The sequence below is a fragment of the Rheinheimera sp. genome, assembly GCF_030690345.1.
GTDB lineage: Bacteria > Pseudomonadota > Gammaproteobacteria > Enterobacterales > Alteromonadaceae > Alishewanella.
Genome location: NZ_JAUYGV010000006.1, coordinates 828,639 through 849,073, shown reverse-complemented (window position 1 = coordinate 849,073; position 20,435 = coordinate 828,639). Strand labels below are relative to the sequence as shown.

Here is a 20,435-nt window from a genome sequence, read left to right as displayed (position 1 = left end):
AAACAAAACCAGCAGAGAATAACAATATCGTGTTTAAACGCAGTGACGAGAGCTTAATTGCCAAAGCGTTAAATGGCGACCAACACGCCTGGCAGCAACTGGTAAACCGCCATCAGAGCGCGCTGTTTTACTTTGGCCTGCGCCTGCTGGGCTCAAAAGAAGACGCTAACGACCTGTTGCAGGACGTACTGATGGTGCTGTGCCGTAACCTGGGGCAGTACCGCGGCGACAGCAGTTTTAAAAGCTGGTTATTTGGCATCGCCAATTACCGTGCCATGGACATGCTGCGTAAACGTAAGTACAGCGACAATGACGACGCTTTGGCAGAACTGCCGGACGACGCGCCGGAACTGAGCCAACAACTGGCCAACAACCGGCAGCAGCAACAGGTACGTAAGCAGTTACTTACCTTACCGCCTGAGCAACGGCTGGTGATGGAACTGAAGTTCTATCAGCAATTTACCTTTGACGAGATTGCCGGCCAATTGGCAATTTCCGGTAACACCGTTAAATCACGCTTTTATGCCGCATTGGATAAATTACGCCTGCAGTTGGAGGACGACCATGTCGAACAATCAGCAAATTTTTGAACACTGGCTTGAGGGTAAGATCAGCGCTGAGCACTGTGCCAGCCAGCTGCAGCATGACCCACTGTGGTATGGCCGGCTGCAAAATGCCCTGGCACTGCAAGCTGATGCCACTATACCGCAGTTTGCTGCCATCCCTACGGTGGACAGTAGCGCCCTGTTTGCCAGTCAATGGCAACGGCCGGCACCGAAACGCAGCTGGTGGCCGCAAGTCAGCCTGGCGTTATCGTGCGCCGCTATGCTGGTAAGCTTGTCGCCGGCGCAACTACGCCTGCAGGATGGCAGCCTGACACTAAGCTGGCACAACCCTAAGGCTGAAGTGGAAGCAGCCGTCAGCACAGCACTGACAGCCTATCAGCACCAGCAGCAACAATGGTTGGCGCAGCAACTGGATTTTCAGCAACAAAACACCAGCTCGCAGTTGGTATTGTTAAAAGACTACTTACAGGACGAGCTAAAACGCGACCAGCGCAGCGATATGCTGCAACTGGTGGAATACCTGAACCAGCAACGTCAGTCCGACTGGCAATACTGGCAGGAAAACTATCAACCGATGCAGGCCGGTTACCGTCCTGCCGACAGCTACTACTTAACCCCAACTGACAGCGGAGTGGTAAAACCATGATTGCATTACGTCGTACCTCATTACTTGTTGCAGCTTGTGCTGCTGTTATCGGTCATAGCCCGCTGCTTGCGGCGGAAGTCAGCCCAAATTTGAAGAAAAATGCCGACATCCTGCAGACCATTTTGCACACCGCGTTTAAAGACAGTGAGCAGGCCAGATTGTCATCACTGCAGTACAGTTATTTAAGCGGCCAGGGCATATTATTTCAGGCCAGCAGCGGCAGCAGACATAGGTTTCAGTTCAGAAATATCGCCATGCCGGCGGCACCGGCAGCGCCATTACCACCACTACCGGGTGGCGAATATGAGTTTGAATTTGATAGCAGTGATATTGAACAAATAACAGAAGCGGCGGAGGAAATGGCTGAGCAAATGCACGACCAACACCGGCAAAGCTACCGCATTGCAGAAAAGCAACGCGTAATAGAGCGTGAGCTGCGTGATACCGAGCGGGAAAAACGTGATATCGAATTTAATAAAAGCCTGACAACACTGGATAAAGAGCAACAGCAGGAGCTGCAGATGTTACAGCAGAAAACCAAGCTGTTGCAGGAAAAGCTGGCCGAAGTAGCCAAAGAAGCCGGCCTGAGCCGCAAACAACTGGAAGAGCAGCGGGCTAAGCAATTAGCTGAGCAGCAGCAGCAAACAGCAGCCATGGTGAAAACGGTCGGCGAGAAATTCAGCCAAGTGCTATGTGACTACGGCGCCAGCCTGCGCGATATGCCGGATAACGAATATGTTACGCTGCAGGTGAACAACCGCGGTAACGAAGGCCGTTACTACTGGGTGGTTAGAAAAGCCGATATTAACCAGTGCATGACGGGGAAAATTAAGGCGAAAGATTTACTGGCTAAAGCCAATAGCTACCAGTTCTGATATTTCACCACACAGATTGTGCCGGTTAGCTAACGAACCGGTTTGCCCACGCCAACGCGCCGTGAACCCATCCCTGGGGGCTCGACTATGAACTTCATCCATGAAGTTCATCCTGCGGACCAGCATAGCTGTTCAAATTCGCTCCCGGCGAATTTGTCAGCATCCATGCCTTCAACGGTTGGCTTAGGGCAAGCCGATTCTCACTCAGGTGCCAGGATTTAAACCTATGTATATCAAACCTTCGGCCGGTGCATTTGAAACCGCGTTGCAGCGTCTGCCACAAAGTAATCGCCCGGGCCACCGCCGCGCAGTACCGGCTGTGCTGCCGCCGTGTCATAAATGCCGTCTACCAGCAAATGCCGTGCAATATGCACCCCTACTACTTCGCCAAACACCATCCAGGTGGTGATCTTACTGCCGTCAGCCGCAGTTAACTGTAATATCTGGCTTAGCTTGCATTCAAAGGTTACCGGACTTTCGGCCACATGCGGCACCTTAATAAGGCTGGAAGCTTTGGCAGTTAAACCGGCCAGAGCAAACTCATCTACTTCCGGCGCCACAGCAGCACTGGTCTGGTTCATCGCTTGCGCTAACGGTTTAGTCACCAGGTTCCAGCAAAACTCGCCGGTTTGTTCAATATTGCGCACCGTGTCTTTGTAGCTGGTGCTGGCAAAGCCAATAATCGGCGGCGTGTAATTAAAGGCATTAAAAAAACTGTACGGCGCCAGGTTCAGCCGGCCTTCGCTATCCTGTGAGGAAATCCAGCCAATTGGTCGCGGCGCCACCAGGGCATTAAAAGGGTCGTGCGGCAGGCCATGGCCTTTGGCCGGCTCATAAAAATAGATACTGTCGGACATTATTATCTGCAAGGTTAAGCGGGGTGCTGCCAGCCTATCAAAATCCGCTTTGGCTGCGTAAGCTTTTCAGCGACAATAGCCATAACTTTTTTACCGAGTCTTGCCATGTCCGGTTCTGTGTTAGCCAGCGACGCGCTGAATTTCGATGCCATTATTGCCGCCTTTTATCAGCATGGCTGGGTGTGGCTGCCAAACTTTCTTAGCAGCGAGCTCAATGCGGCCCTGCTGCACGAAGCGCAACATGAAGCACAACTGACGCTGGCCGGTATTGGCCGCCTTGGCGATCATCAGTTAAACCAGCAAATCCGCCGTGATGCTACGCAGTGGTTTGATGGCCAAAGCGCGGCCCAGCAACAGTACCTGGCACTGATGGCGCAGCTGCAGTTGGTATTTAACCGCCGCTGTTTTCTCGGTTTGTTCGACTTTGAATGCCATTTTGCCCGCTATAACCGGGGTGACTATTACCAAAAACACCTCGATGCCTTTAGCGGCCGCTCTAACCGCGTACTCACCACCGTCAGCTATTTAAACAGCGTAAGCGCCGGTGGCGAGCTGGCGCTGTATGATGAACACGACAATTTAATTAATAAGTTTCTGCCCACCGCCGGCAGCCTGGTGTTATTTGAAAGCGAGCGCTTCCCGCATCAGGTGCTGCCGGCCATAGATACCCGCTATAGCATTGCCGGCTGGTTTCGTAAAAATGCCAGCATTAACGGCGTGCTGGACCCGGCAAGTTAAAACGCCTATGATTAGCGCCATGCGCACTGTATTCAGTTATTTGCTATTGCTTACGTTGGCACTATCCGGCCTGACCGGATCGGTGCAAGCTGCGCATGCTTACACCCTGGCCGATGCCCTCAGCCATAAAGCACTGAACAATCAAGTGCAGAGCAATGAAGCAGCAAGCAAAGACATAACGCAGCAACAAACAGCTGATGCGGATACAGAGATGCCATGCCACAGCGAAAAAAAAGCTGCCGTTGCAGACAATGAACACGACTGCTGCGACCAACCTCAACACCAATGTAAAGGCGATTGCTGTGCCAAGCATTGCGCCACCAGCGGCGCCCTGCTGGCCACTGAATTATTCCGCTATATCCGTCCCGATAACGCTGTTGCACAGCAAACCGTGCGCCTGCCGCAGTGGTTATTTGCCGAAGATCCGCCACCACCGATAAACGCCTGAAACCGCGCTACCGTTAATGCCGTGCTTTAGCACGCTACCAGGTTTTGTTTCAGGAAAATTATATGCATAAGTTTTATTTACCAGCTCTGCTGGTGGTGCAGGCTATGTTTAGCCTGTCCGCTCAGGATCACAGTGAGCATCAGCTGACAACTGCTGATAAACCGGCGGCGCAGCACAGCGTATTGCCGCAAGCCAACCCCTTGTATGTCTGCCCGATGCACCCGCATATTCAGCAACATGAAGCGGGAAACTGCCCGATCTGCGGCATGGATTTAGTACTGCAGCGCCGGCCAACAACCGCTGCGGTAGTAGTAAACGGCGCCATGCAACAGGCATTGGCTATCCGCACCGAAGCGGCCGCAGCGCGCACGTTGTGGCGCTTTATCGAAACCTTTGCTCAGGTGCAATACCCGGAAGATGCCATTCACCACAGCCATATCCGCGCTGAAGGTTGGATAGAACAGCTGTATGTACGCAGTTTGGGCCAACGCGTTAAGGCCGGCGACAAGCTGTTTAGTTACTATGCGCCGGATTTACTGGTCGCCCAGGACGATTATCTGCAGGCGTTATCGGTTAGCAAACAAAACGGTGAGCGCAGCAGCAGTTTGCTTAAACGTGCCGAAACCCGGCTGCGTCTGCTCGGCCTGACCGACAAAGACATTACTCAGCTGCAGCAAAGCCGGCAAAGCCAATACCAGATCACCGTGTACGCGCACCAGGACGGCGTGGTAACCATGCTGAATGTACGCGATGGCATGTATATCAAACCCGGCGATACCCTGATGGAGCTTACCAGCCTGAACCGCGTCTGGCTGCTGGCCGACGTAGCCGAAGCGCAGCAAAGCTGGCTGTTTAACGGCATGAGCGCCGAAGTCGACATACCATCACAGCAGGTTAGCGCCATTGAAACCAAGGTTGACTACATTTACCCGGCATTGGATGCACAAAGCCGCAGCAGCAAGGTGCGCCTTAGCATGGATAACAGCAAGCAGCTGCTAAAACCCAATATGCTGTTACCGGTGCGGCTGTATGGCGGGCCGCTTAAAGATGTGCTGGCCATACCGCGCGACGCAGTGCTGCTAAGCGGCAATAGCAGCCGGGTGGTGGTGCAGGATGGTGATAACTTCAGTGTGCGGCAAATTAAAACCGGCAGCAGCGCTCAGGGTTATGTGCAGGTGTTATCCGGCCTGCACGAAGGCGAGCAGGTAGTGGTATCCGGCCAGTTTTTACTGGATGCCGAGGCCAGCTTAAGCCAGTTGCCGCAAGGCAGCACTGACAGCCATCAGCATTAGGAGATGGAGTGATGATTAAAGCCATTATCCGCTGGTCAGTGCAAAATTCGCTGCTGGTGCTGTTAAGCACCCTGGCGCTGGCGTTGTTTGGCTATCAGGCCAGCCAGCGGCTGAAACTCGATGCGCTGCCGGATTTATCCGACGTCCAGGTGATCATTAAAACCAGCTACCCGGGCCAGACACCGCAAACCATTGAGCAACAAGTGAGCTATCCGCTGTCTACTGCTTTACTGGCCGTGCCTAAAGCCAAAGCCGTGCGCAGCTTCTCCATGCCAAACGACAGCTACTTGTATGTCATTTTTGAAGACGGCACCGACCCCTACTGGGCACGTTCACGGGTATTGGAATACCTGCAAACCGTTAGTCTGCCCACCGGCGCCAAAGCCAGCTTAGGGCCGGATGCCAGCGGCGTGGGCTGGATTTTTCAGTACGCGCTGACAGCAAAAAATGCGCAGCTGTCGCTGGAGCAACTCAGCAGCCTGCAGCAATTTTACCTGACGCCGGAGCTGCAAAGTGTCGCCGGCGTGGCTGAAGTGGCCAGCATTGGCGGTATGGCGCTGACTTACCAATTGCAGCTGGAGCCACGCTTAATGCGTGCCTATAACGTTACGCTGGCGCAAGTGATCAGCGCGATTAACAGCCACAACCAGCAACAAGGCGGTAGCATTATTGAAGTGGCCGAAACCGAGTTGCTGGTGCAAGCCGGCGACTATATTCAGTCACTGCAGGATTTAGCAGCTGTGCCACTGGGCGTGCGTAACAGCGCCGACTATCCGTTAACCCTGGCGGATATCGGCACCGTGCAACAAGTACCGACAGCGCGCAGGGGCATTGCCGAGCTTAACGGCGACGGCGAAGTGGTTGGCGGCATTATTGTCATGCGCCACGGCGAAAATGCCCTTAGCACTATAGCCGCGGTAAAACGCAAACTGGCTGAGCTGCAAAACGGCCTGCCCGATGGCGTTGAGTTGGTGACGGTGTACGACCGCTCGGAATTAATTGAAAACACCGTCAGTAATTTAAGCCAGAAGCTGCTGGAAGAAATGGCCGTAGTGGCGCTGGTGTGTTTACTATTTTTGCTGCACGCCCGCTCAGCCTTAGTTGCCGTGATAAGCCTACCGTTGGCGCTGCTGGCGAGTATTTTACTGATGCAATTGTTGGGCATAAACGCCAACGTAATGAGCCTGGGCGGTATCGCCATCGCCATCGGCGCCCTGGTCGATGCGGCTATAGTAATGGTAGAGCACGGCCATAAAAAGCTGGAGCAAGCCAGAGCCGATGGCAGGCAGCTGAATAAAACTGAATTTCGCCAAACCATTATCGATGCCTGCCTTGATGTCGGCCCGGCGCTGTTTTTCTCCCTGTTGGTGATCACCGTCAGCTTTTTACCGGTGTTTATGCTCGAGGCGCAGGAAGGCCGCTTATTTGCCCCGCTGGCCTACACTAAAACCTTTGCCATGGCCTCTGCTGCTGTGCTGGCGATTACTTTAATTCCGGTGTTAATGCTGTACTTTTTACGCGGCAAAATTCCGTCCGAGCACAGCAACCCGCTCAGCCGGGTCTTGATAGCGCTGTATACCCCGCTGCTGAAACTGTGCCTGCGTTTTCCGACCATCCTGGTGCTGCTAAGCGTGCTGGCGCTGGCGTCCAGCCTGCTGCCGTGGCAGCGTTTATCCAGCGAGTTTATGCCGGCCTTTGCCGAAGGCGATCTGTTGTATATGCCCACCACCCTGCCCGGTTTAAGCCCGGCCACAGCAGCAAAACTGCTGCAGCAAACCGACCGCTTAATAAAAACAGTGCCCGAGGTAGCAACTGTGCTGGGTAAAAGTGGCCGCGCTAATACTGCTACTGATCCGGCGCCGCTGACGATGCTGGAAACCAGCATTAAGCTTAAACCGCAAAGCCAGTGGCGCGCCGGTGTTACGCTGGAGGATATTATTGCGCAGCTCGACGCCGCCGTACAGGTGCCCGGGCTGACCAATGCCTGGCTGCCACCGATTAAAACCCGCATTGATATGCTGTCTACCGGCATCCGCACTCCTGTTGGCGTTCGCGTCAGCGGGCCGGATTTAACGACTATCTCAGAGGTAGCACAGCAGCTGGAAGCTGACATTAAGCAATTGCCGGGCAGCCGCTCGGTATTTGCTGAGCGCGCTGAAGATGGCCTGTACTTGCAAATCAGCCCGGATTTAAAACAATTGGGCCGCTATGGCATCACCTTAACTGAGTTACAGCAGTATGTGGCGTTTGCCATTGGCGGCGCGCCGGTAGCGCAAAGTATTCAGGGCCGCGAGCGCTACGATATCAGCCTGCGCTTCCCGCCTGACTACCGCAGCCATCCGGATGATATTCGCAAGTTGCCGCTGCAAAGCCGCGATGGCGCTTACTTGCTGCTGGAGCAGGTGGCTAAGGTGGAGGTGGTAAATGGCCCGGTGATGATCCGCGCTGAAAACGCCCGTTTAACCAGCTGGGTATATATCGACTTACCCGCTGAAACCCGGCTTGGCACCTATATCGCACAGCTGCAACAGTTGCTGGCAGAGCAACATTTTCCGCCCCAGGTCAGCGTTAGCATTGGCGGCCAGTATGAATATATGCAGCGCGTAACGCAGCGGCTGCAGCAACTGGTGCCCTTTACCGTACTGCTAATTGTGATTTTGCTGTACTTAACCTTCCGCCGCTTTAGCGACGTACTGCTGGTGCTGGTGACCTTGCCGTTTGCCCTTAGTGGCAGTCTGTGGCTACTGTATCTGCTGGATTATCAGCTATCAGTGGCCGTCGCTGTGGGCTTAATTGCGCTAAGTGGTGTGGCAGCCGAGTTTGCTGTGGTAATGCTGCTGTATTTAAAGCGGGCAATCGACGATATCAAGCCGCAAAATCAGCAGCAGCTATGGCAGGCTATTATGCAGGGCGCAGTGCAGCGGGTGCGGCCCAAAGCGATGACGGTGCTGACCATTATTGTCAGTTTATTGCCGATTATGCTGGGCAGCGGCGCCGGCAACGAGGTGATGCAGCGCATTGCTGCGCCGATGCTGGGCGGCATGGTAGCGGCGCCACTGGTGTCGATGCTGCTAATGCCGGTATTGTATTTTCTGTTGCTGCGCCGTACTTTGCCAGTAACCTAGTGCGCTTAACGGGTGGTGCCTGGTAACAGCGCCACCTTTTGCCCTACCGCTACACCGTGTTTGGCAAACCAGCCGCGTGGCATTTCCAGTGCAGCAATCACCGGCTGCTGCGACGGCACCGGCGTAGTATCGAAAGGTTCCAGCGTAATCAGTTCGGCGATAGTCCAGTCCGCGCCAATATAAGCTACATCCAACGCCATAGCGGTATTGGCCATCCACAAAGAGATTGCCGTTGGCTCACGATATAACAACAACATACCCGGGTCCGCACTTTGCTGAAACATCAGGCCTTGAGCACGTTTTTGTGCTGTATCAGCCAATTGCACCTGAATCCGGGTATCGCCCACCTGCAACGGCACCAGGCTGAAGGTTTCCCGCGGCTGCTCTGCAGCACAAGCCATTAATGGCAGCAACAGCGCCAGCACTACAAAAAGTTGTTTGATCATCATTTATCCCTGCAACAGGTAGCTTAAAGCAATGCCGGCAAATACCAGCATGCCAACGTAGTGGTTATGCAAAAATGCCGTGAAGCAGCCCTGATGGCTGGCACGGGCGATGCGATATTGATACAAAAAGCAGCCGGCGGCGCCAAACAGGCTTAAGTAATATACCCAGTGCAGCTGCGCCAAATAACCCACCACAGTAAGCAGCAGCAAAGTACACAGCTGCAACAGCGCAATAATGGGCAAAGCATAACGGCCAAATAAAATGGCGGTAGATTTAATACCTACTTTGACATCATCCGGCCTGTCAACCAGTGCATAGTAGGTATCGTACGCCACTGTCCACAGCAGGTTCGCCAGATACAGTAACCACAATAGCGGCGGCAGTTGCAGCTGAACCGCCATAAAGGCCATCGGCATGCCCCAACTGAATGCCGCGCCTAACACCACCTGCGGTAAATGGGTGTAGCGTTTCATAAACGGATACACCGCCGCCAGCAGCACTGCTACCAGCGATAACAACACAGTTTGCCAGTTTAAAAACACTAACAGGCTGGCTGACAACGCCAACAACAGCACAAATAGCTGCAAAGCTTCAGCACCGCTAACAGCACCACTGGCCAGCGGACGCAGCTTAGTGCGATCAACTGCGCCATCCCAATGCCGGTCAGCGTAATCATTAATTACACAACCGGCGGCGCGCATTAATACCACCCCTGCGCTGAACACCAAAAGCAAATGCAACGGCGGCACGCCCTCTGCTGCCAACCACAGTGCCCACCAGGTTGGCCACAGTAATAAATAAGTACCGATCGGCTTTTCCAGCCGCATCAGCTGCAAATAATGCCACCGGTTACGCCAGCTTAATGCCGGGCTCATAACGGAGTTTCATCCAGTAACGCCATCGCCGGTAAAAACGCTTCAGCAACCAGCAACGGCAAGCCGTTTAGCGTAAACACCGAACGCCGCGCATAGCAAAGTGCAGCTGTTGATAACTGTGGCAAGGCTATATCCAGTTGAGTAGCTTCAATAATGCCGCGCTGTAAGCCCGGCTGCTGAAAGATATAATCACCCAGCGGCCGCTCGCCTAAATCAGCCAGTGGCCGCAACGCATCAATAGTGCGCTGTGGCAACCAGCTTTGCGCATAAACACAGGGCATGTCGTTGCACCACAGAATAACCTCACGCAGCTGTGCAGTATGGGTTTCCGGCAATAAAAGCTGTAAAAAAGCCGGTAATGTGCAGCGCTGCTCGTTAAGTACCTGCACGCGAAATTGCCGGCAGTGGCGTTTTAACCGCGCCGTTAGCGAAGCGGGTTCTAAGATCCATGGCGCCAACTGTGGCGGCAGCGGCTGCGAGCCGGCAGCCTGCCAGTCAGCATCAAGAGAAATAAACGGTGTATTCACAAAAGCACATTCTGTACTGAATAAGTCTGGCGGCATCATAGCAACTCTGCAGTGTTTTTTCAGCCGTAATAAGCACAGAAAACGGCTTACCGCTGACAGCGTTAGCTGGTAAAATGCCCTGCTTAACGCTAAGGTTAGTGTCCTTGCTGGCCTATTTTTTTATCAACCAAAAGTGATACTTATGATCAAAAGCCTGTTGCTTAGCCTGCTGCTGTTAGCCACCCTGCCTGCATTAGCGCAAGATCAACCGAAGGAAATTGTCTATTACGGCTTCGACCCGGATATTGTTACCAACTATATTTCCGGCAACCGCCGCAGCTTAGGTTATATCCGCGTCACGGTTGAACTGATGATCGAAGACAAACAGTACTTACCGGCCATAGAGCATCATGAACCGCTGATCCTCGACATTATTATCGGCATTTTCAGCAAGCAGCCGGAAGACAAAATTAAGTCGTTAACCGGCCGTGAAGAAATCCGCCTGGCTATTTTGGACAAACTGCAACAAAGCATGAAAAAAGAAGCCGGTGAACCCATGATCCAGGATCTGCTGTTCACCAAATATCTGTATCAGTAATAACTATTAACGCTAATTAACGCGCGGGCCTGTTACGCAATAACCAGGCCCAGGCCATACCGGCAACCAGCCCCCCCAAATGCGCCCAATTCGCCATACTAACCCACAATACGTCAAAGAAACCTAACACCAGCCACAGCAACATAAAGCCAATTAAACCCGGGCTTATCTGCAACCCCTGCGCCGGATTCAGCCGGCCGGCAATCCAGAAATAGCCAAACAGGCCATACACCACGCCGGATAAACCACCAAAATGCGGGCTCACCATAAAATACTGTGCCGCGTTAGAAATCAGCGCTACTGACAAGGTTAGATTAAGCAATAAAGCCGCCCCCAGCCGCTGTTCAAACCGGCTGCCGAGATAAAACCACCATGCCAGATTAAACACCAGATGCGTCAGTGAAAAATGCAGCAGCATCGGCGTAAACCAACGCCACAGCTCAGTAGGATCAATCAGTTGCAGCCAACCACTGCTGCTGCGCCAATCCAGTTGTTGCCATCCATACACCAACAAACACAACAACAGCAGCAACAAAGTAAGCGGCGCCTGGCGCCATAACAAACGCGGGTTAAATTGCGGAAAAGCCGGGCCCGAATTGACTGCCACCGGCTGGCTCAGCTGCCAGGCTGCAGCCTGATAACGCGGATGGCCGGGTTGTTGCAAAAACTGCGCAAACTCCTGCTCAATGCGGCCCAACTGTTCAGCCGCTGCATACAACTCTGCCAGGTCAGAGCGCACAACTACAGCGCTGACATCTAACCCCTGCGCCACACAGTAGCCGGCAAATAACTGTGCCGCCGGCGCCGAATTCAACTCAGCAAATTTATGCACTGTCACCACTCACTACAGGTAGCTGCTGACGCCAGCTTTCTACGCCGCCGTCCATACTGTATACCTGCTCAAAACCTTGTTGCGCCAAATACTGCGCCGCGCCCTGGCTGGAGTTACCGTGATAGCACACCACCACCACCGGCTGGTCAAACTCAAATTGCTGCATAAAGCCGGTTAAGCTGCCGTTGGTTAAATGATAAGAGCCATCTATATGGCCGGTGGCAAAGCTTTGTTCATCGCGGATATCGGCAATAACAATTTTGCCGGCAGCCAGCAACTCTGCGGTTTGTGTAACGGAAATGTGTTGAAAATCGCTCATACTTACCCCTTAGTTTCAGCGGCAATATGATACCGCAGCCCGGCCAAATTAACAGCACCCCGGCGGAACAACGCAAATCACCGTACTTTAGTGTTAGTTTGACAAGAAACGCTGGACACTGATTAAACTATTGTTAACAATAGCAACCAAAGTTATCCCTCTAATACCGGAGTTAGCATGACCAGCCTGATTATTCTGGCGATCCTTGTTGCGATAGTGTTCTGGGTTATCAGCATTTTCAATAATCTGGTAAAACTGAAAAACCGCTTTCAAAACGCCTTCGCCCAGATTGAAGTACAGCTCAAACGTCGCTATGACCTGATCCCAAACCTGGTGGAAACCGCCAAAGCCTATATGGCGCATGAGCGTGATACCTTAGAAGCGGTGATCAACGCCCGTAACGCCGCATTAGCCGGCTTAAAAGTGGCCGCCAACAACCCCGGCGATGCCGGCGCTATTAGCGCCCTGGCCGGAGCAGAAGGTGCCTTGCAAAGCGCAATGAGCCGGCTGAACGTGGTAATGGAAGCTTACCCGGACTTAAAAGCCAATCAGAATATGATGCAGTTATCTGAAGAGCTAACCAGCACCGAAAACCGCGTTGCCTTTGCCCGCCAGGCGTTTAACGATGGCGTAACCGAATATAACAGCTACAAGCAAAGCTTCCCGCCGGTTATTTTTGCCGCCAGCTTTGGCCATGCCGCCGATGCCAAATTGCTCGAATTTGCCGACAGTGCCGCTATTCAGGCGGCACCTAAAGTCAGTTTTTAATCGCTAACAAGGCAAAATATGAGCAGTAACTTTTTTGCCCAACAAGACCTGGCGCGGCGTAATACCCGCGTACTGGTTGCGTTGTTTAGCCTGGCCGTACTGCTGTTACTGCTGCTAACCAATATCGTCGCCCTGGTTAGCCTGGGTTTTATTGATCCCAGCTTTTTCTCCGGCCCCCGCAATTGGCAAAACCTGCCCTGGCATCTGGTTGCCTGGGTAAGCCTGGCTGTGCTGGCGGCTGTTGCTATCGCCGTGTTGATAAAATGGCAGCAGTTAAAAGCCGGCGGCAAGGTAGTTGCCGAATCACTGGGCGGCGTGCGGTTATCGCCCGATAGCAAAGAGCCGCTGCAACGACGCTTACTTAACGTGGTAGAAGAAATGGCGCTGGCCGCCAATACCCCGGTGCCGGCGGTGTATTTGTTACCCGAGCGCGGCATTAATGCCTTTGCAGCCGGCTACAGCCCGGCAGATGCGGTAATAGGTGTAACGCAAGGCTGCCTGGAACAACTAAACCGCGATGAGTTACAAGGCGTGGTAGCGCATGAATTCAGCCATATTTTAAATGGCGATATGCGGATGAACATCCGTTTGATTGCGATCTTAAACGGCATCTTATTTTTGGGCCATATTGGCTATTATATGTTGCGTGCAGGCAGCAGAGGCAGCGCCATCCGCGCCGGCACCAGCCGCAATAATAAACAAAATGCCAGCGGCCTGTTATTCCTGGCTCTGGGTTTAGTCGTCATCGGCTATATGGGCTCGTTCTTCGGTAATCTGATAAAAGCTGCCGTCAGCCGCCAACGTGAATTTCTGGCTGATGCCTCCGCCGTGCAGTTTACCCGTAATCCGCGCGGTATTGCCGGTGCGTTAAAAGCTATTGGCAGCCACAGCAGTTCCAGCCAGATCCGCAGCCAAAACGCCGATGAAAACAGCCATTTATTTTTTGGCGAAGCCATCAGCCGCTGGGCCAGCATTTTTGCCACCCACCCGCCACTGGCAACACGGATTAAACGGCTGGAACCGCATTGGAACGGCAAGTTTCCCACGCCGCGCAGCGCGCAAACCGCTACAGAAGCTACAACAGACAGCGAAGCCGCACCGGCTAAGCCGACCAATGCCGAACGCTTACAGCAAGCCTTACCACTGTTGTTATTGCACAGCAGCCGGCAAACCGAACCGGCAACAGCCCTGGTGTGTTGTCTGCTACTGCAGCAGGACGACAGCGTACGCAGCCAACAGCTGCATTTGATCAAAGAAATGGGCTCTGCCGCCTTGTTACAACAAGTGGACCAGCTGTGCGACGCTGTGGCAATGCTAAACGAAGTACAACAGGTACAACTGCTGCAACGGTTGATGCCGGCATTGAAAAGCTTATCCGAGGCGCGCTTTGTACAATTTGCGCAACTGTTACAAGCACTGCTGCAGGCGATACCGGATGCCGGCCTTACGCCCTGGCTGGTCAGCCAGTTCGTTGAGCACAGCGTGGCCGTGCAATACGACCAAACCCAGATAGTACGCAAAACCTCGGCTAAACCGTTGGCACAGTTGCAGGCGCAGGTATTGCCGTTACTGGCACTGATCAGCAGCGTGGCCGGCAGCGCAGCGCAGCAGCAACAAGCATGGCAGGCCGCCCTGGCGCAATTAGCGTTAAGCGCAGATACCGCCAAACCGGCTATCGACTTAGCCGCGTTAAGCCGGCATTTACCGCTGCTGCTGGCCGCCTCGCCGTTGGTTAAGCAGCAGCTATGGCAGGCCATAGAAGCCTGTGTAAGGGCGGATCAGTTGATTGTGCAACAGGAAAAAGCCCTGCTGCTGGCATTGGCGCTGTTGCTGGAAATCCCTTATCCGGCTGATGCAGATAATTAATGCAGCCAATACAGGCTATTAGTCGTTAAAGCGCCGGCGATGGTCGCTAAGCTGCCGATTATTAGCCGCTACCCTTTAGCATTGCCGTTATTTCAGGTAGAATTAGCGCCCGTTTTTTCAGCAGGAATAGCGTCATGACCGATAATCGATTGTTTCTGATGTACGATACGTCATTTGACGAGATGGATGCTGAAGGCAGCCCGGGTTTTGGCTACGTGCTGGTATTTAACGAGCAGGACGCTGAACAATATCAGGCTGGCGAAAACCCGTCTTGCCCCGCCGTATCAATGTTATTTACTGACCATGCCGATGAGAGCATCAGCGGTGATCTGCTCGGTTGGGCGCATCTGGATGCCGAAATTTTCCAACAATTTCCGCTGGGGCACTTTTTGCTGTTAATGGAACAAGCCGCTCAGGTCGCTATAAATGCTTATCGCCAGGTAGGCCAGGTGCCGGACCGGTTAATTGCCCAGCATTTAGATGACGAAGAACTTATTCAATTTGATGTGCAGTTTAATGACTTGCAGCTTACCGAGCAGCAAACCGAGCAACAATTAGCCCAGCAATTAATGCTTGGCCGGCCCTATCTGGACTCATAACAACGCGGCTGTGTAAAACAGCTTTGCATTTCACTGTGACGGCTTTTACTATAGCCTGGCAGTCAGCAGTTTATCCCGGAGAAAGCGTTATGGCGCATGCCATTGATATGTCGGCAATTGAACAAGCGTTAAACGGCTTTACCATACCGCCGCAACCGGAAATTCTGCAGCATATTCAACAACAGCTGGATTCGCCCGAGCCCAGCATTAAGCGCATTGCCGCGCTGATTAACCTCGATATCGGCATCGCCGGTTTTACGTTAAAAGTGGTTAATTCGTCGTTTTTCGGCTTGCGGCAAAAAATCACTTCGGTAGAACACGCCTGTAAATTTCTCGGTGTTAACCGTGTGCTGAAACTGGTACGCAGCGTACTACTGCGTTTTACCCTGGCTGAAGGCCGTGACGACAAATTCAGCTTAAAGCTGTGGTCCAGTGCGCTGCAAACCGCCAATATTGCCATGACACTGGCCAAACATTTTAACTTTGCCCAGGACATCCAGGATGACTGCTACAGCCTTGGCTTGTTTCATAACGCCGGTATCGCGCTTATTCACCAGCAAACCACGCAGTACGAGCACATTATGCAACGTGGCTTACTGGCACAACAGGGTTACAGTGAAATTGAAGAGCAGCACTTTCATACTTGCCATGAAGTACTGGGTTTTTTGATTGCCGAGTCATGGGGCTTAACGCCACAACTGTGTAATGTTATTGCTTACCATCACAGCCCGGCATTAATGCTGGAGTCTGACAGCGACACAGAAAAGCAGCTGTTTGCGCTGTTAAAACTGGCCGAACATTTCGCCGGCGAAAGTCGCCAGCTGTTTGATATTAACCTTGACCCGGAATGGGAGCAGTACAAAAGCGCCATGCTAGAAGTACTGGAAATAGAGCCGCTGCAACTGCCGGAGCTGGCAGAATTACTGCACCGCCAGCAAATCAGCACTGTTTATTCGGTCTGAGCATGCCACATAACAAGCTGCTGCTGGCGCAAAAGCGCTGTCCGGTGTGCGGGTTAATGTTCAGCTGGCGCAAAAAATGGCAACGTAACTGGGACAATGTCATTTATTGCTCTGAGCGTTGCCGTCGTAGCAAAACCCCTGACAGAAACGAAAAACAATGAAAATAATTCTCGCGCCGATGGAAGGCGTGGTCGATGCTCTGATGCGCGATATGTTAACGCGGATTGGCGGTTACGATTTATGCATTACCGAATTTATCCGCGTAGTAGACCAAAAACTACCAGCCCGCGTTTTCACCCGTTTATGCCCTGAGCTGCTAACCGCCGGCAAAACCTTTGCCGGCACGCCGGTGCGGGTACAACTGCTGGGGCAAGACCCGCACTGGCTGGCCGAAAACGCCGTACGCGCGGTCGAGCTGGGCTCGCCGGGTGTCGATTTAAACTTTGGCTGCCCGGCCAAAACCGTAAATAAAAGCCGCGGCGGCGCTGTGCTGCTAAAAGAAACCAACCAGTTATATCGTATTGTAAAAGCCGTACGCGATGCCGTACCGGCGCAGTTTCCGGTCAGTGCCAAAATCCGCCTCGGTTATGATGATACCTCACTGACGCTGGAGAATGCTGCTGCGATAGCCAGTGCCGGCGCCAGCATGCTCACCGTGCATGCCCGCACCAAAAGCGACGGCTACCGCCCGCCGGCTTACTGGCCATGGATCGCTAAAATTAAACAACAAGTGAGTATACCGCTGGTGGCCAATGGCGAAATCTGGAATGCCACCGATGCAGCCCTTTGCCGGCAACAGTCGGATTGCAGCGATATTATGCTCGGTCGCGGCGCGCTGGCCCTGCCAAACTTAGCCCGCACCATTCGCGATGCTGATGCCGTTATGCCGTGGCCACAGGTGCTTGAACTGTTAATGCAGTATTCTGAATTTGAAATGTGCGGTGATAAAAGCCAGTACTACAGCAACCGGATTAAACAATGGTTCAGTTACTTAAAACTGCAGTACCCGCAAGCCGCCGACTTATTTGTGCAATTACGCGTGCTGCGTAAAAGCAGCGATATTCTGTATACCCTGCAACAGGCGCTGCGCAGCCCGGCAGCATAACCCACCTTATACACCGGCGAAATGTTAGCCATCATTGCTGACAATCCGCTAAAGCCTGTAATAAAGACTATACTCCTCAAACAGTTAGTTTAAGGAGAATGCTTTATGTCAATACAGGTCGCCGTGCTGCAGGAAAGCCGGCCGGGAGAAAAACGCGTAGCCATGGTGCCGGCCGTGGCCGACAAACTCAGCAAACTCGGTTGTAGTATCAGCATGCTGAGCGGCGCCGGCCTTGGCAGTAAACTGCCCGACAACGCTTATGCCGGCGTAACTATCGCAAAGAGCGAACAGCAGTTGCTGGCCGGTGCTGCTATCGTGCTGGCCGTGCAACCGCCAACCCCGGCGCAAATTGAATTGCTGCAACCGGGCACTATTTTGCTCAGTTTTATTTACCCGCATAAAGAGCCCGACCTGACCCGTTTATTATGTGATAAACACATCACCTGCTTTGCTATGGAGCAGGTACCGCGGATCAGCCGCGCCCAGGCGATGGATGCGCTGTCCTCGCAAGCCGCGCTGGCCGGTTACTATGCCGCGCTGCTTGGCGCCACTAAGCTTGCCCGCATTCTGCCGATGATGACCACGGCGGTGGGCTCTATCCGGCCGGCACGTTGCTTAGTGATGGGCTTAGGTGTAGCCGGCCTGCAGGCGCTGGCCACCGCACGGCGTTTAGGCGCCATTACTGAAGGCTATGACGTAAGGCCGGAAACCAAAGAGCAGGCCGAGTCGTTAGGTGCCAAATTTGTCGATACCGGCGTAGATGCCCGCGGCGAAGGCGGCTATGCCCGCGAGCTTACACCGGAAGAAAAAGACAAAATTGCCGGCGTAGTGACGCGGCATATTCAACAAGCCGATATTGTCATTACCACGGCAGCCATACCGGGCCGGCCCTCACCAAAACTGATTAGCAAGGCGCAGGTCGATGGCATGAAGCTTGGCGCTGTGATTATTGATTTAGCCGCCGAAGGCGGAGGTAACTGCGAATACAGCGTACCCGGGGAAACCATCGAGCAGGGCCAGATCACCATAGCCGCACCGTTAAATGTGCCCTCAATGCTGGCTGAGCATGCCTCGGAGCTTTACGCCAAAAACCTGCTGAATTTATTGCAGCAGTTCATTATTGACGGCGACATTAAGCTGGACTGGGAAGATGAAGTACAGGCGAAAACCGTGCTGACGCATCAGGGTGAGATCAAACCGGCAGCGATCAAGGCTGCGCTGACAGCAGAATAATAAACTTTTATTAATCAAGAATATTGGGGGATCTTATGGACTACACCACCACCATCTTAACCGGCTTTGTCGCGTTGTATATCTTTATGCTGGCCGCCTTTACCGGTTTTGAAATTATCGGCCGTGTACCGGCTATTTTGCACACGCCGCTGATGTCCGGCTCTAATTTTATTCACGGTATTGTCGTCGTCGGCGCGCTGTGGGCGTTGTTAAACGCCAGCTCGTTACCGGAGCAAATCATCGGCTTTGTCGGCGTGCTGCTCGGCGCAGGCAATGCCGCCGGTGGTTATGTGGTAACCGAGCGCATGCTACAAATGTTTAAACCGTCAACCAAAACCAACAAGGAGTAAGGCATGAACGCAGCTTTACTCATCGACAGCAGCTATTTTATCGCCGCCTTTTTGTTTATTTATGGCTTAAAACGTATGTCGTCACCGCTAACGGCCCGCTCCGGCATCGTCGTGGCTGGTTGGGGCATGGTACTGGCTGTGCTGGCCAGCTTTTTGTATACGCTGGATGTCAACGAAGCGGCCAAACCGCACCTTAGCACTAACCTGACGCTGGCGCTGATTGCGCTGGCACTGGGCCTTGGCTGGGCCTGGCGCAGCGGCAAAAAAGTCGCGATGACCGAAATGCCGCAAATGGTGGCGCTGTATAACGGTATGGGCGGCGGCGCCGCAGCGGCCATTGCTGCCATCGAGTTGATTGGCTATAAAACTCACGGCAGTGTGTCTCTTAGTCTGGCGGTGCTGGGCGGGTTAATTGGCGCCATGGCGCTATCGGGCTCATTGATTGCCTGGGCCAAACTGGATGGCCGGATTAACGGCACCTTACGTTTTAGCGCGCTGCAGCTGGTCAATGGCAGCCTGTTGTTAGTGCTGTTGGCCATTGGCGCTTACATTATCTGGCACGGCGGCGTGGTGGCCTGGCCGGTATTTGCTGCATTCTTTGCGCTGGCGCTGGTTTACGGCGTCATGATGACGATGCCGATTGGCGGCGCCGATATGCCGGTGGTGATCTCCTTGTACAACGCCTTTACCGGTTTAGCGGTTGGCTTTGAGGGCTATGTGCTAAATAACCCGGCGCTGATGATTGCCGGCATGGTGGTTGGCTCGGCCGGCTCTTTGCTGACACTGCTAATGGCCAAAGCGATGAACCGCTCGGTCGCCAATGTACTGTTTTCTAACTTTGGCGCCGTAAGCGATGAAGATCAAGCTGATATTGCCGGCAGCCAGAAGCCGATTGATGCCGGTGACGCCGGTATTAATATGCGCTACGCCGGCAAGGTGATTATTGCGCCCGGTTATGGCCTGGCGGTAGCCCAGGCACAGCATAAGCTGTATGAGCTGGTAAAACTGCTGCAGGACGCCGGGGTTGAGGTAAAGTTTGCCATTCACCCGGTCGCCGGCCGTATGCCGGGCCATATGAATGTGCTGTTAGCCGAGGCCGGGGTGCCGTACGACATTATCTTTGATATGGAAGATATTAACGGCGAGTTTAAAGAAGCCGACGTTGCCATCGTCATTGGTGCCAATGACACAGTAAACCCGGCGGCGCGTACCAATAAAAGCTCGCCGATTTACGGCATGCCGGTGCTGAATGTCGATATGGCCAAACAGGTATACGTGGTAAAACGCGGCCAGGGCAAAGGCTACTCCGGCGTGGAGAACGCGCTGTTTTACGCAGACAACACCCAGATGGTGTACGGCGACGCGCAAAAAGTGATGGTGTCGATGATCCAGGCGATTAAATCACTTGGCGGCGGGCACTAACCGGTG

The 20,435-nt window shown here is 53.4% G+C and carries 23 protein-coding genes; 17 read left to right on the top strand and 6 right to left on the bottom strand.

Translation table 11 applies throughout. The annotated features are described in order from the left end of the window. The first annotated feature begins 29 nt into the window (after nt 1–29). The 3 genes from Q8O77_RS08460 to Q8O77_RS08450 are packed head-to-tail and all read left to right on the top strand — an operon-like array spanning nt 30 to nt 2,087. A complete protein-coding gene (locus Q8O77_RS08460; RefSeq protein WP_305552420.1) occupies nt 30–590 on the top strand; it encodes an RNA polymerase sigma factor in 561 nt (186 codons plus the stop codon). Then, complete coding sequence (locus Q8O77_RS08455; protein WP_305552419.1) at nt 565–1,212, top strand: hypothetical protein; 648 nt, start codon at nt 565–567, stop codon at nt 1,210–1,212. Before Q8O77_RS08460 ends, Q8O77_RS08455 begins: the two co-directional genes overlap by 26 nt. Beyond that, nucleotides 1,209–2,087, top strand: coding sequence for a hypothetical protein (locus tag Q8O77_RS08450; protein WP_305552418.1), 879 nt, complete (start codon nt 1,209–1,211; stop codon nt 2,085–2,087). Before Q8O77_RS08455 ends, Q8O77_RS08450 begins: the two co-directional genes overlap by 4 nt. Before the next feature lie 233 nt (nt 2,088–2,320). On the opposite strand, the gene Q8O77_RS08445 is transcribed toward Q8O77_RS08450, so the two are convergent. Then, nucleotides 2,321–2,944, bottom strand: a complete 624-nt coding sequence (locus Q8O77_RS08445; RefSeq protein WP_305552417.1) for a flavin reductase family protein — start codon at nt 2,942–2,944, stop codon at nt 2,321–2,323. A gap of 105 nt (nt 2,945–3,049) precedes the next feature. Between Q8O77_RS08445 and Q8O77_RS08440 the strand changes: the two genes are divergently transcribed. From Q8O77_RS08440 to Q8O77_RS08425, 4 genes are all read left to right on the top strand, one after another. After that, on the top strand, nt 3,050–3,682 hold the full coding sequence (locus Q8O77_RS08440) for a 2OG-Fe(II) oxygenase (protein WP_305552416.1): 633 nt from the start codon (nt 3,050–3,052) through the stop codon (nt 3,680–3,682). 19 nt (nt 3,683–3,701) lie between these two features. Then, complete coding sequence (locus tag Q8O77_RS08435) at nt 3,702–4,130, top strand: hypothetical protein (RefSeq protein WP_305552415.1); 429 nt, start codon at nt 3,702–3,704, stop codon at nt 4,128–4,130. A gap of 62 nt (nt 4,131–4,192) precedes the next feature. Further along, nucleotides 4,193–5,422, top strand: coding sequence for an efflux RND transporter periplasmic adaptor subunit (locus Q8O77_RS08430; RefSeq protein ID WP_305552414.1), 1,230 nt, complete (start codon nt 4,193–4,195; stop codon nt 5,420–5,422). Between the two features lie 11 nt (nt 5,423–5,433). After that, nucleotides 5,434–8,547 carry an efflux RND transporter permease subunit gene (locus Q8O77_RS08425; RefSeq protein ID WP_305552413.1) on the top strand — a complete coding sequence of 1,038 codons (3,114 nt, stop codon included), beginning with the start codon at nt 5,434–5,436 and terminating at the stop codon, nt 8,545–8,547. A 5-nt stretch (nt 8,548–8,552) separates the two neighbouring features. On the opposite strand, the gene Q8O77_RS08420 is transcribed toward Q8O77_RS08425, so the two are convergent. The 3 genes from Q8O77_RS08420 to Q8O77_RS08410 are packed head-to-tail and all read right to left on the bottom strand — an operon-like array spanning nt 8,553 to nt 10,435. Continuing rightward, nucleotides 8,553–8,993, bottom strand: coding sequence for a DUF192 domain-containing protein (locus tag Q8O77_RS08420; RefSeq protein ID WP_305552412.1), 441 nt, complete (start codon nt 8,991–8,993; stop codon nt 8,553–8,555). Nucleotides 8,994–8,996: 3 nt separating this feature from the next. After that, on the bottom strand, nt 8,997–9,869 hold the full coding sequence (gene ubiA, locus Q8O77_RS08415; protein ID WP_305552411.1) for a 4-hydroxybenzoate octaprenyltransferase: 873 nt from the start codon (nt 9,867–9,869) through the stop codon (nt 8,997–8,999). Beyond that, nucleotides 9,866–10,435 (bottom strand): chorismate lyase, encoded by a 570-nt coding sequence (locus Q8O77_RS08410; RefSeq protein WP_305552410.1) that lies wholly within the window; start codon nt 10,433–10,435, stop codon nt 9,866–9,868. Before Q8O77_RS08410 ends, ubiA begins: the two co-directional genes overlap by 4 nt. A 142-nt stretch (nt 10,436–10,577) precedes the next feature. Here Q8O77_RS08410 and Q8O77_RS08405 point away from each other — a divergent pair, with 142 nt between their 5' ends. Beyond that, complete coding sequence (locus Q8O77_RS08405; RefSeq protein WP_305552409.1) at nt 10,578–10,973, top strand: flagellar basal body-associated protein FliL; 396 nt, start codon at nt 10,578–10,580, stop codon at nt 10,971–10,973. Nucleotides 10,974–10,989: 16 nt separating this feature from the next. Here the strand turns inward: Q8O77_RS08405 and glpG are convergent, their stop codons facing one another. Together glpG and glpE are read right to left on the bottom strand one after the other, a co-directional pair. Then, complete coding sequence (gene glpG / locus Q8O77_RS08400) at nt 10,990–11,811, bottom strand: rhomboid family intramembrane serine protease GlpG (protein ID WP_305552408.1); 822 nt, start codon at nt 11,809–11,811, stop codon at nt 10,990–10,992. Beyond that, on the bottom strand, nt 11,798–12,124 hold the full coding sequence (glpE, locus tag Q8O77_RS08395) for a thiosulfate sulfurtransferase GlpE (RefSeq protein ID WP_305552407.1): 327 nt from the start codon (nt 12,122–12,124) through the stop codon (nt 11,798–11,800). Before glpE ends, glpG begins: the two co-directional genes overlap by 14 nt. Before the next feature lie 177 nt (nt 12,125–12,301). Here glpE and Q8O77_RS08390 point away from each other — a divergent pair, with 177 nt between their 5' ends. The 9 genes from Q8O77_RS08390 to Q8O77_RS08350 all read left to right on the top strand — a co-directional run bounded on the left by Q8O77_RS08390 (nt 12,302) and on the right by Q8O77_RS08350 (nt 20,429). Further along, entirely contained in the window at nt 12,302–12,892 is a 591-nt protein-coding gene (locus tag Q8O77_RS08390; RefSeq protein WP_305552406.1) for a LemA family protein, read from the top strand. A gap of 18 nt (nt 12,893–12,910) precedes the next feature. Next, a complete protein-coding gene (locus Q8O77_RS08385; RefSeq protein WP_305552405.1) occupies nt 12,911–14,758 on the top strand; it encodes a M48 family metallopeptidase in 1,848 nt (615 codons plus the stop codon). A 134-nt stretch (nt 14,759–14,892) separates the two neighbouring features. Continuing rightward, entirely contained in the window at nt 14,893–15,357 is a 465-nt protein-coding gene (locus Q8O77_RS08380) for a hypothetical protein (protein WP_305552404.1), read from the top strand. A gap of 89 nt (nt 15,358–15,446) precedes the next feature. Next, nucleotides 15,447–16,319, top strand: coding sequence for an HDOD domain-containing protein (locus Q8O77_RS08375; protein WP_305552403.1), 873 nt, complete (start codon nt 15,447–15,449; stop codon nt 16,317–16,319). Beyond that, entirely contained in the window at nt 16,205–16,480 is a 276-nt protein-coding gene (locus Q8O77_RS20060) for a DUF2256 domain-containing protein (RefSeq protein WP_371133456.1), read from the top strand. The genes Q8O77_RS08375 and Q8O77_RS20060 overlap by 115 nt, the downstream gene beginning before the upstream one ends. Further along, nucleotides 16,477–17,424 carry a tRNA dihydrouridine(16) synthase DusC gene (gene dusC, locus Q8O77_RS08365; RefSeq protein WP_305552401.1) on the top strand — a complete coding sequence of 316 codons (948 nt, stop codon included), beginning with the start codon at nt 16,477–16,479 and terminating at the stop codon, nt 17,422–17,424. The genes Q8O77_RS20060 and dusC overlap by 4 nt, the downstream gene beginning before the upstream one ends. Before the next feature lie 105 nt (nt 17,425–17,529). After that, nucleotides 17,530–18,657 (top strand): NAD(P) transhydrogenase subunit alpha, encoded by a 1,128-nt coding sequence (locus Q8O77_RS08360; RefSeq protein WP_305552400.1) that lies wholly within the window; start codon nt 17,530–17,532, stop codon nt 18,655–18,657. A 35-nt stretch (nt 18,658–18,692) separates the two neighbouring features. Further along, nucleotides 18,693–19,007: an NAD(P) transhydrogenase subunit alpha gene (locus tag Q8O77_RS08355; protein ID WP_305552399.1), complete on the top strand. Its 315-nt coding sequence runs from the start codon at nt 18,693–18,695 to the stop codon at nt 19,005–19,007. A 3-nt stretch (nt 19,008–19,010) separates the two neighbouring features. Further along, nucleotides 19,011–20,429 carry an NAD(P)(+) transhydrogenase (Re/Si-specific) subunit beta gene (locus Q8O77_RS08350; RefSeq protein WP_305552398.1) on the top strand — a complete coding sequence of 473 codons (1,419 nt, stop codon included), beginning with the start codon at nt 19,011–19,013 and terminating at the stop codon, nt 20,427–20,429. The last annotated feature ends 6 nt before the right edge of the window (nt 20,430–20,435 follow it).

Excerpts from the sequence above, each read along its gene's own strand:
- Q8O77_RS08455 (WP_305552419.1), top strand. The coding sequence starts at position 565 with ATGTCGAACAATCAGCAAATTTTTGAACACTGGCTTGAGGGTAAGATC.
- Q8O77_RS08450 (WP_305552418.1), top strand. The coding sequence starts at position 1,209 with ATGATTGCATTACGTCGTACCTCATTACTTGTTGCAGCTTGTGCTGCT.
- Q8O77_RS08445 (WP_305552417.1), bottom strand. The coding sequence starts at position 2,944 with ATGTCCGACAGTATCTATTTTTATGAGCCGGCCAAAGGCCATGGCCTG.
- Q8O77_RS08440 (WP_305552416.1), top strand. The coding sequence starts at position 3,050 with ATGTCCGGTTCTGTGTTAGCCAGCGACGCGCTGAATTTCGATGCCATT.
- Q8O77_RS08435 (WP_305552415.1), top strand. The coding sequence starts at position 3,702 with ATGCGCACTGTATTCAGTTATTTGCTATTGCTTACGTTGGCACTATCC.
- Q8O77_RS08430 (WP_305552414.1), top strand. The coding sequence starts at position 4,193 with ATGCATAAGTTTTATTTACCAGCTCTGCTGGTGGTGCAGGCTATGTTT.
- Q8O77_RS08425 (WP_305552413.1), top strand. The coding sequence starts at position 5,434 with ATGATTAAAGCCATTATCCGCTGGTCAGTGCAAAATTCGCTGCTGGTG.
- Q8O77_RS08420 (WP_305552412.1), bottom strand. The coding sequence starts at position 8,993 with ATGATCAAACAACTTTTTGTAGTGCTGGCGCTGTTGCTGCCATTAATG.
- ubiA (WP_305552411.1), bottom strand. The coding sequence starts at position 9,869 with ATGAGCCCGGCATTAAGCTGGCGTAACCGGTGGCATTATTTGCAGCTG.
- Q8O77_RS08410 (WP_305552410.1), bottom strand. The coding sequence starts at position 10,435 with ATGATGCCGCCAGACTTATTCAGTACAGAATGTGCTTTTGTGAATACA.
- Q8O77_RS08405 (WP_305552409.1), top strand. The coding sequence starts at position 10,578 with ATGATCAAAAGCCTGTTGCTTAGCCTGCTGCTGTTAGCCACCCTGCCT.
- glpE (WP_305552407.1), bottom strand. The coding sequence starts at position 12,124 with ATGAGCGATTTTCAACACATTTCCGTTACACAAACCGCAGAGTTGCTG.
- Q8O77_RS08390 (WP_305552406.1), top strand. The coding sequence starts at position 12,302 with ATGACCAGCCTGATTATTCTGGCGATCCTTGTTGCGATAGTGTTCTGG.
- Q8O77_RS08385 (WP_305552405.1), top strand. The coding sequence starts at position 12,911 with ATGAGCAGTAACTTTTTTGCCCAACAAGACCTGGCGCGGCGTAATACC.
- Q8O77_RS08380 (WP_305552404.1), top strand. The coding sequence starts at position 14,893 with ATGACCGATAATCGATTGTTTCTGATGTACGATACGTCATTTGACGAG.
- Q8O77_RS08375 (WP_305552403.1), top strand. The coding sequence starts at position 15,447 with ATGGCGCATGCCATTGATATGTCGGCAATTGAACAAGCGTTAAACGGC.
- Q8O77_RS20060 (WP_371133456.1), top strand. The coding sequence starts at position 16,205 with ATGGGAGCAGTACAAAAGCGCCATGCTAGAAGTACTGGAAATAGAGCC.
- dusC (WP_305552401.1), top strand. The coding sequence starts at position 16,477 with ATGAAAATAATTCTCGCGCCGATGGAAGGCGTGGTCGATGCTCTGATG.
- Q8O77_RS08360 (WP_305552400.1), top strand. The coding sequence starts at position 17,530 with ATGTCAATACAGGTCGCCGTGCTGCAGGAAAGCCGGCCGGGAGAAAAA.
- Q8O77_RS08355 (WP_305552399.1), top strand. The coding sequence starts at position 18,693 with ATGGACTACACCACCACCATCTTAACCGGCTTTGTCGCGTTGTATATC.
- Q8O77_RS08350 (WP_305552398.1), top strand. The coding sequence starts at position 19,011 with ATGAACGCAGCTTTACTCATCGACAGCAGCTATTTTATCGCCGCCTTT.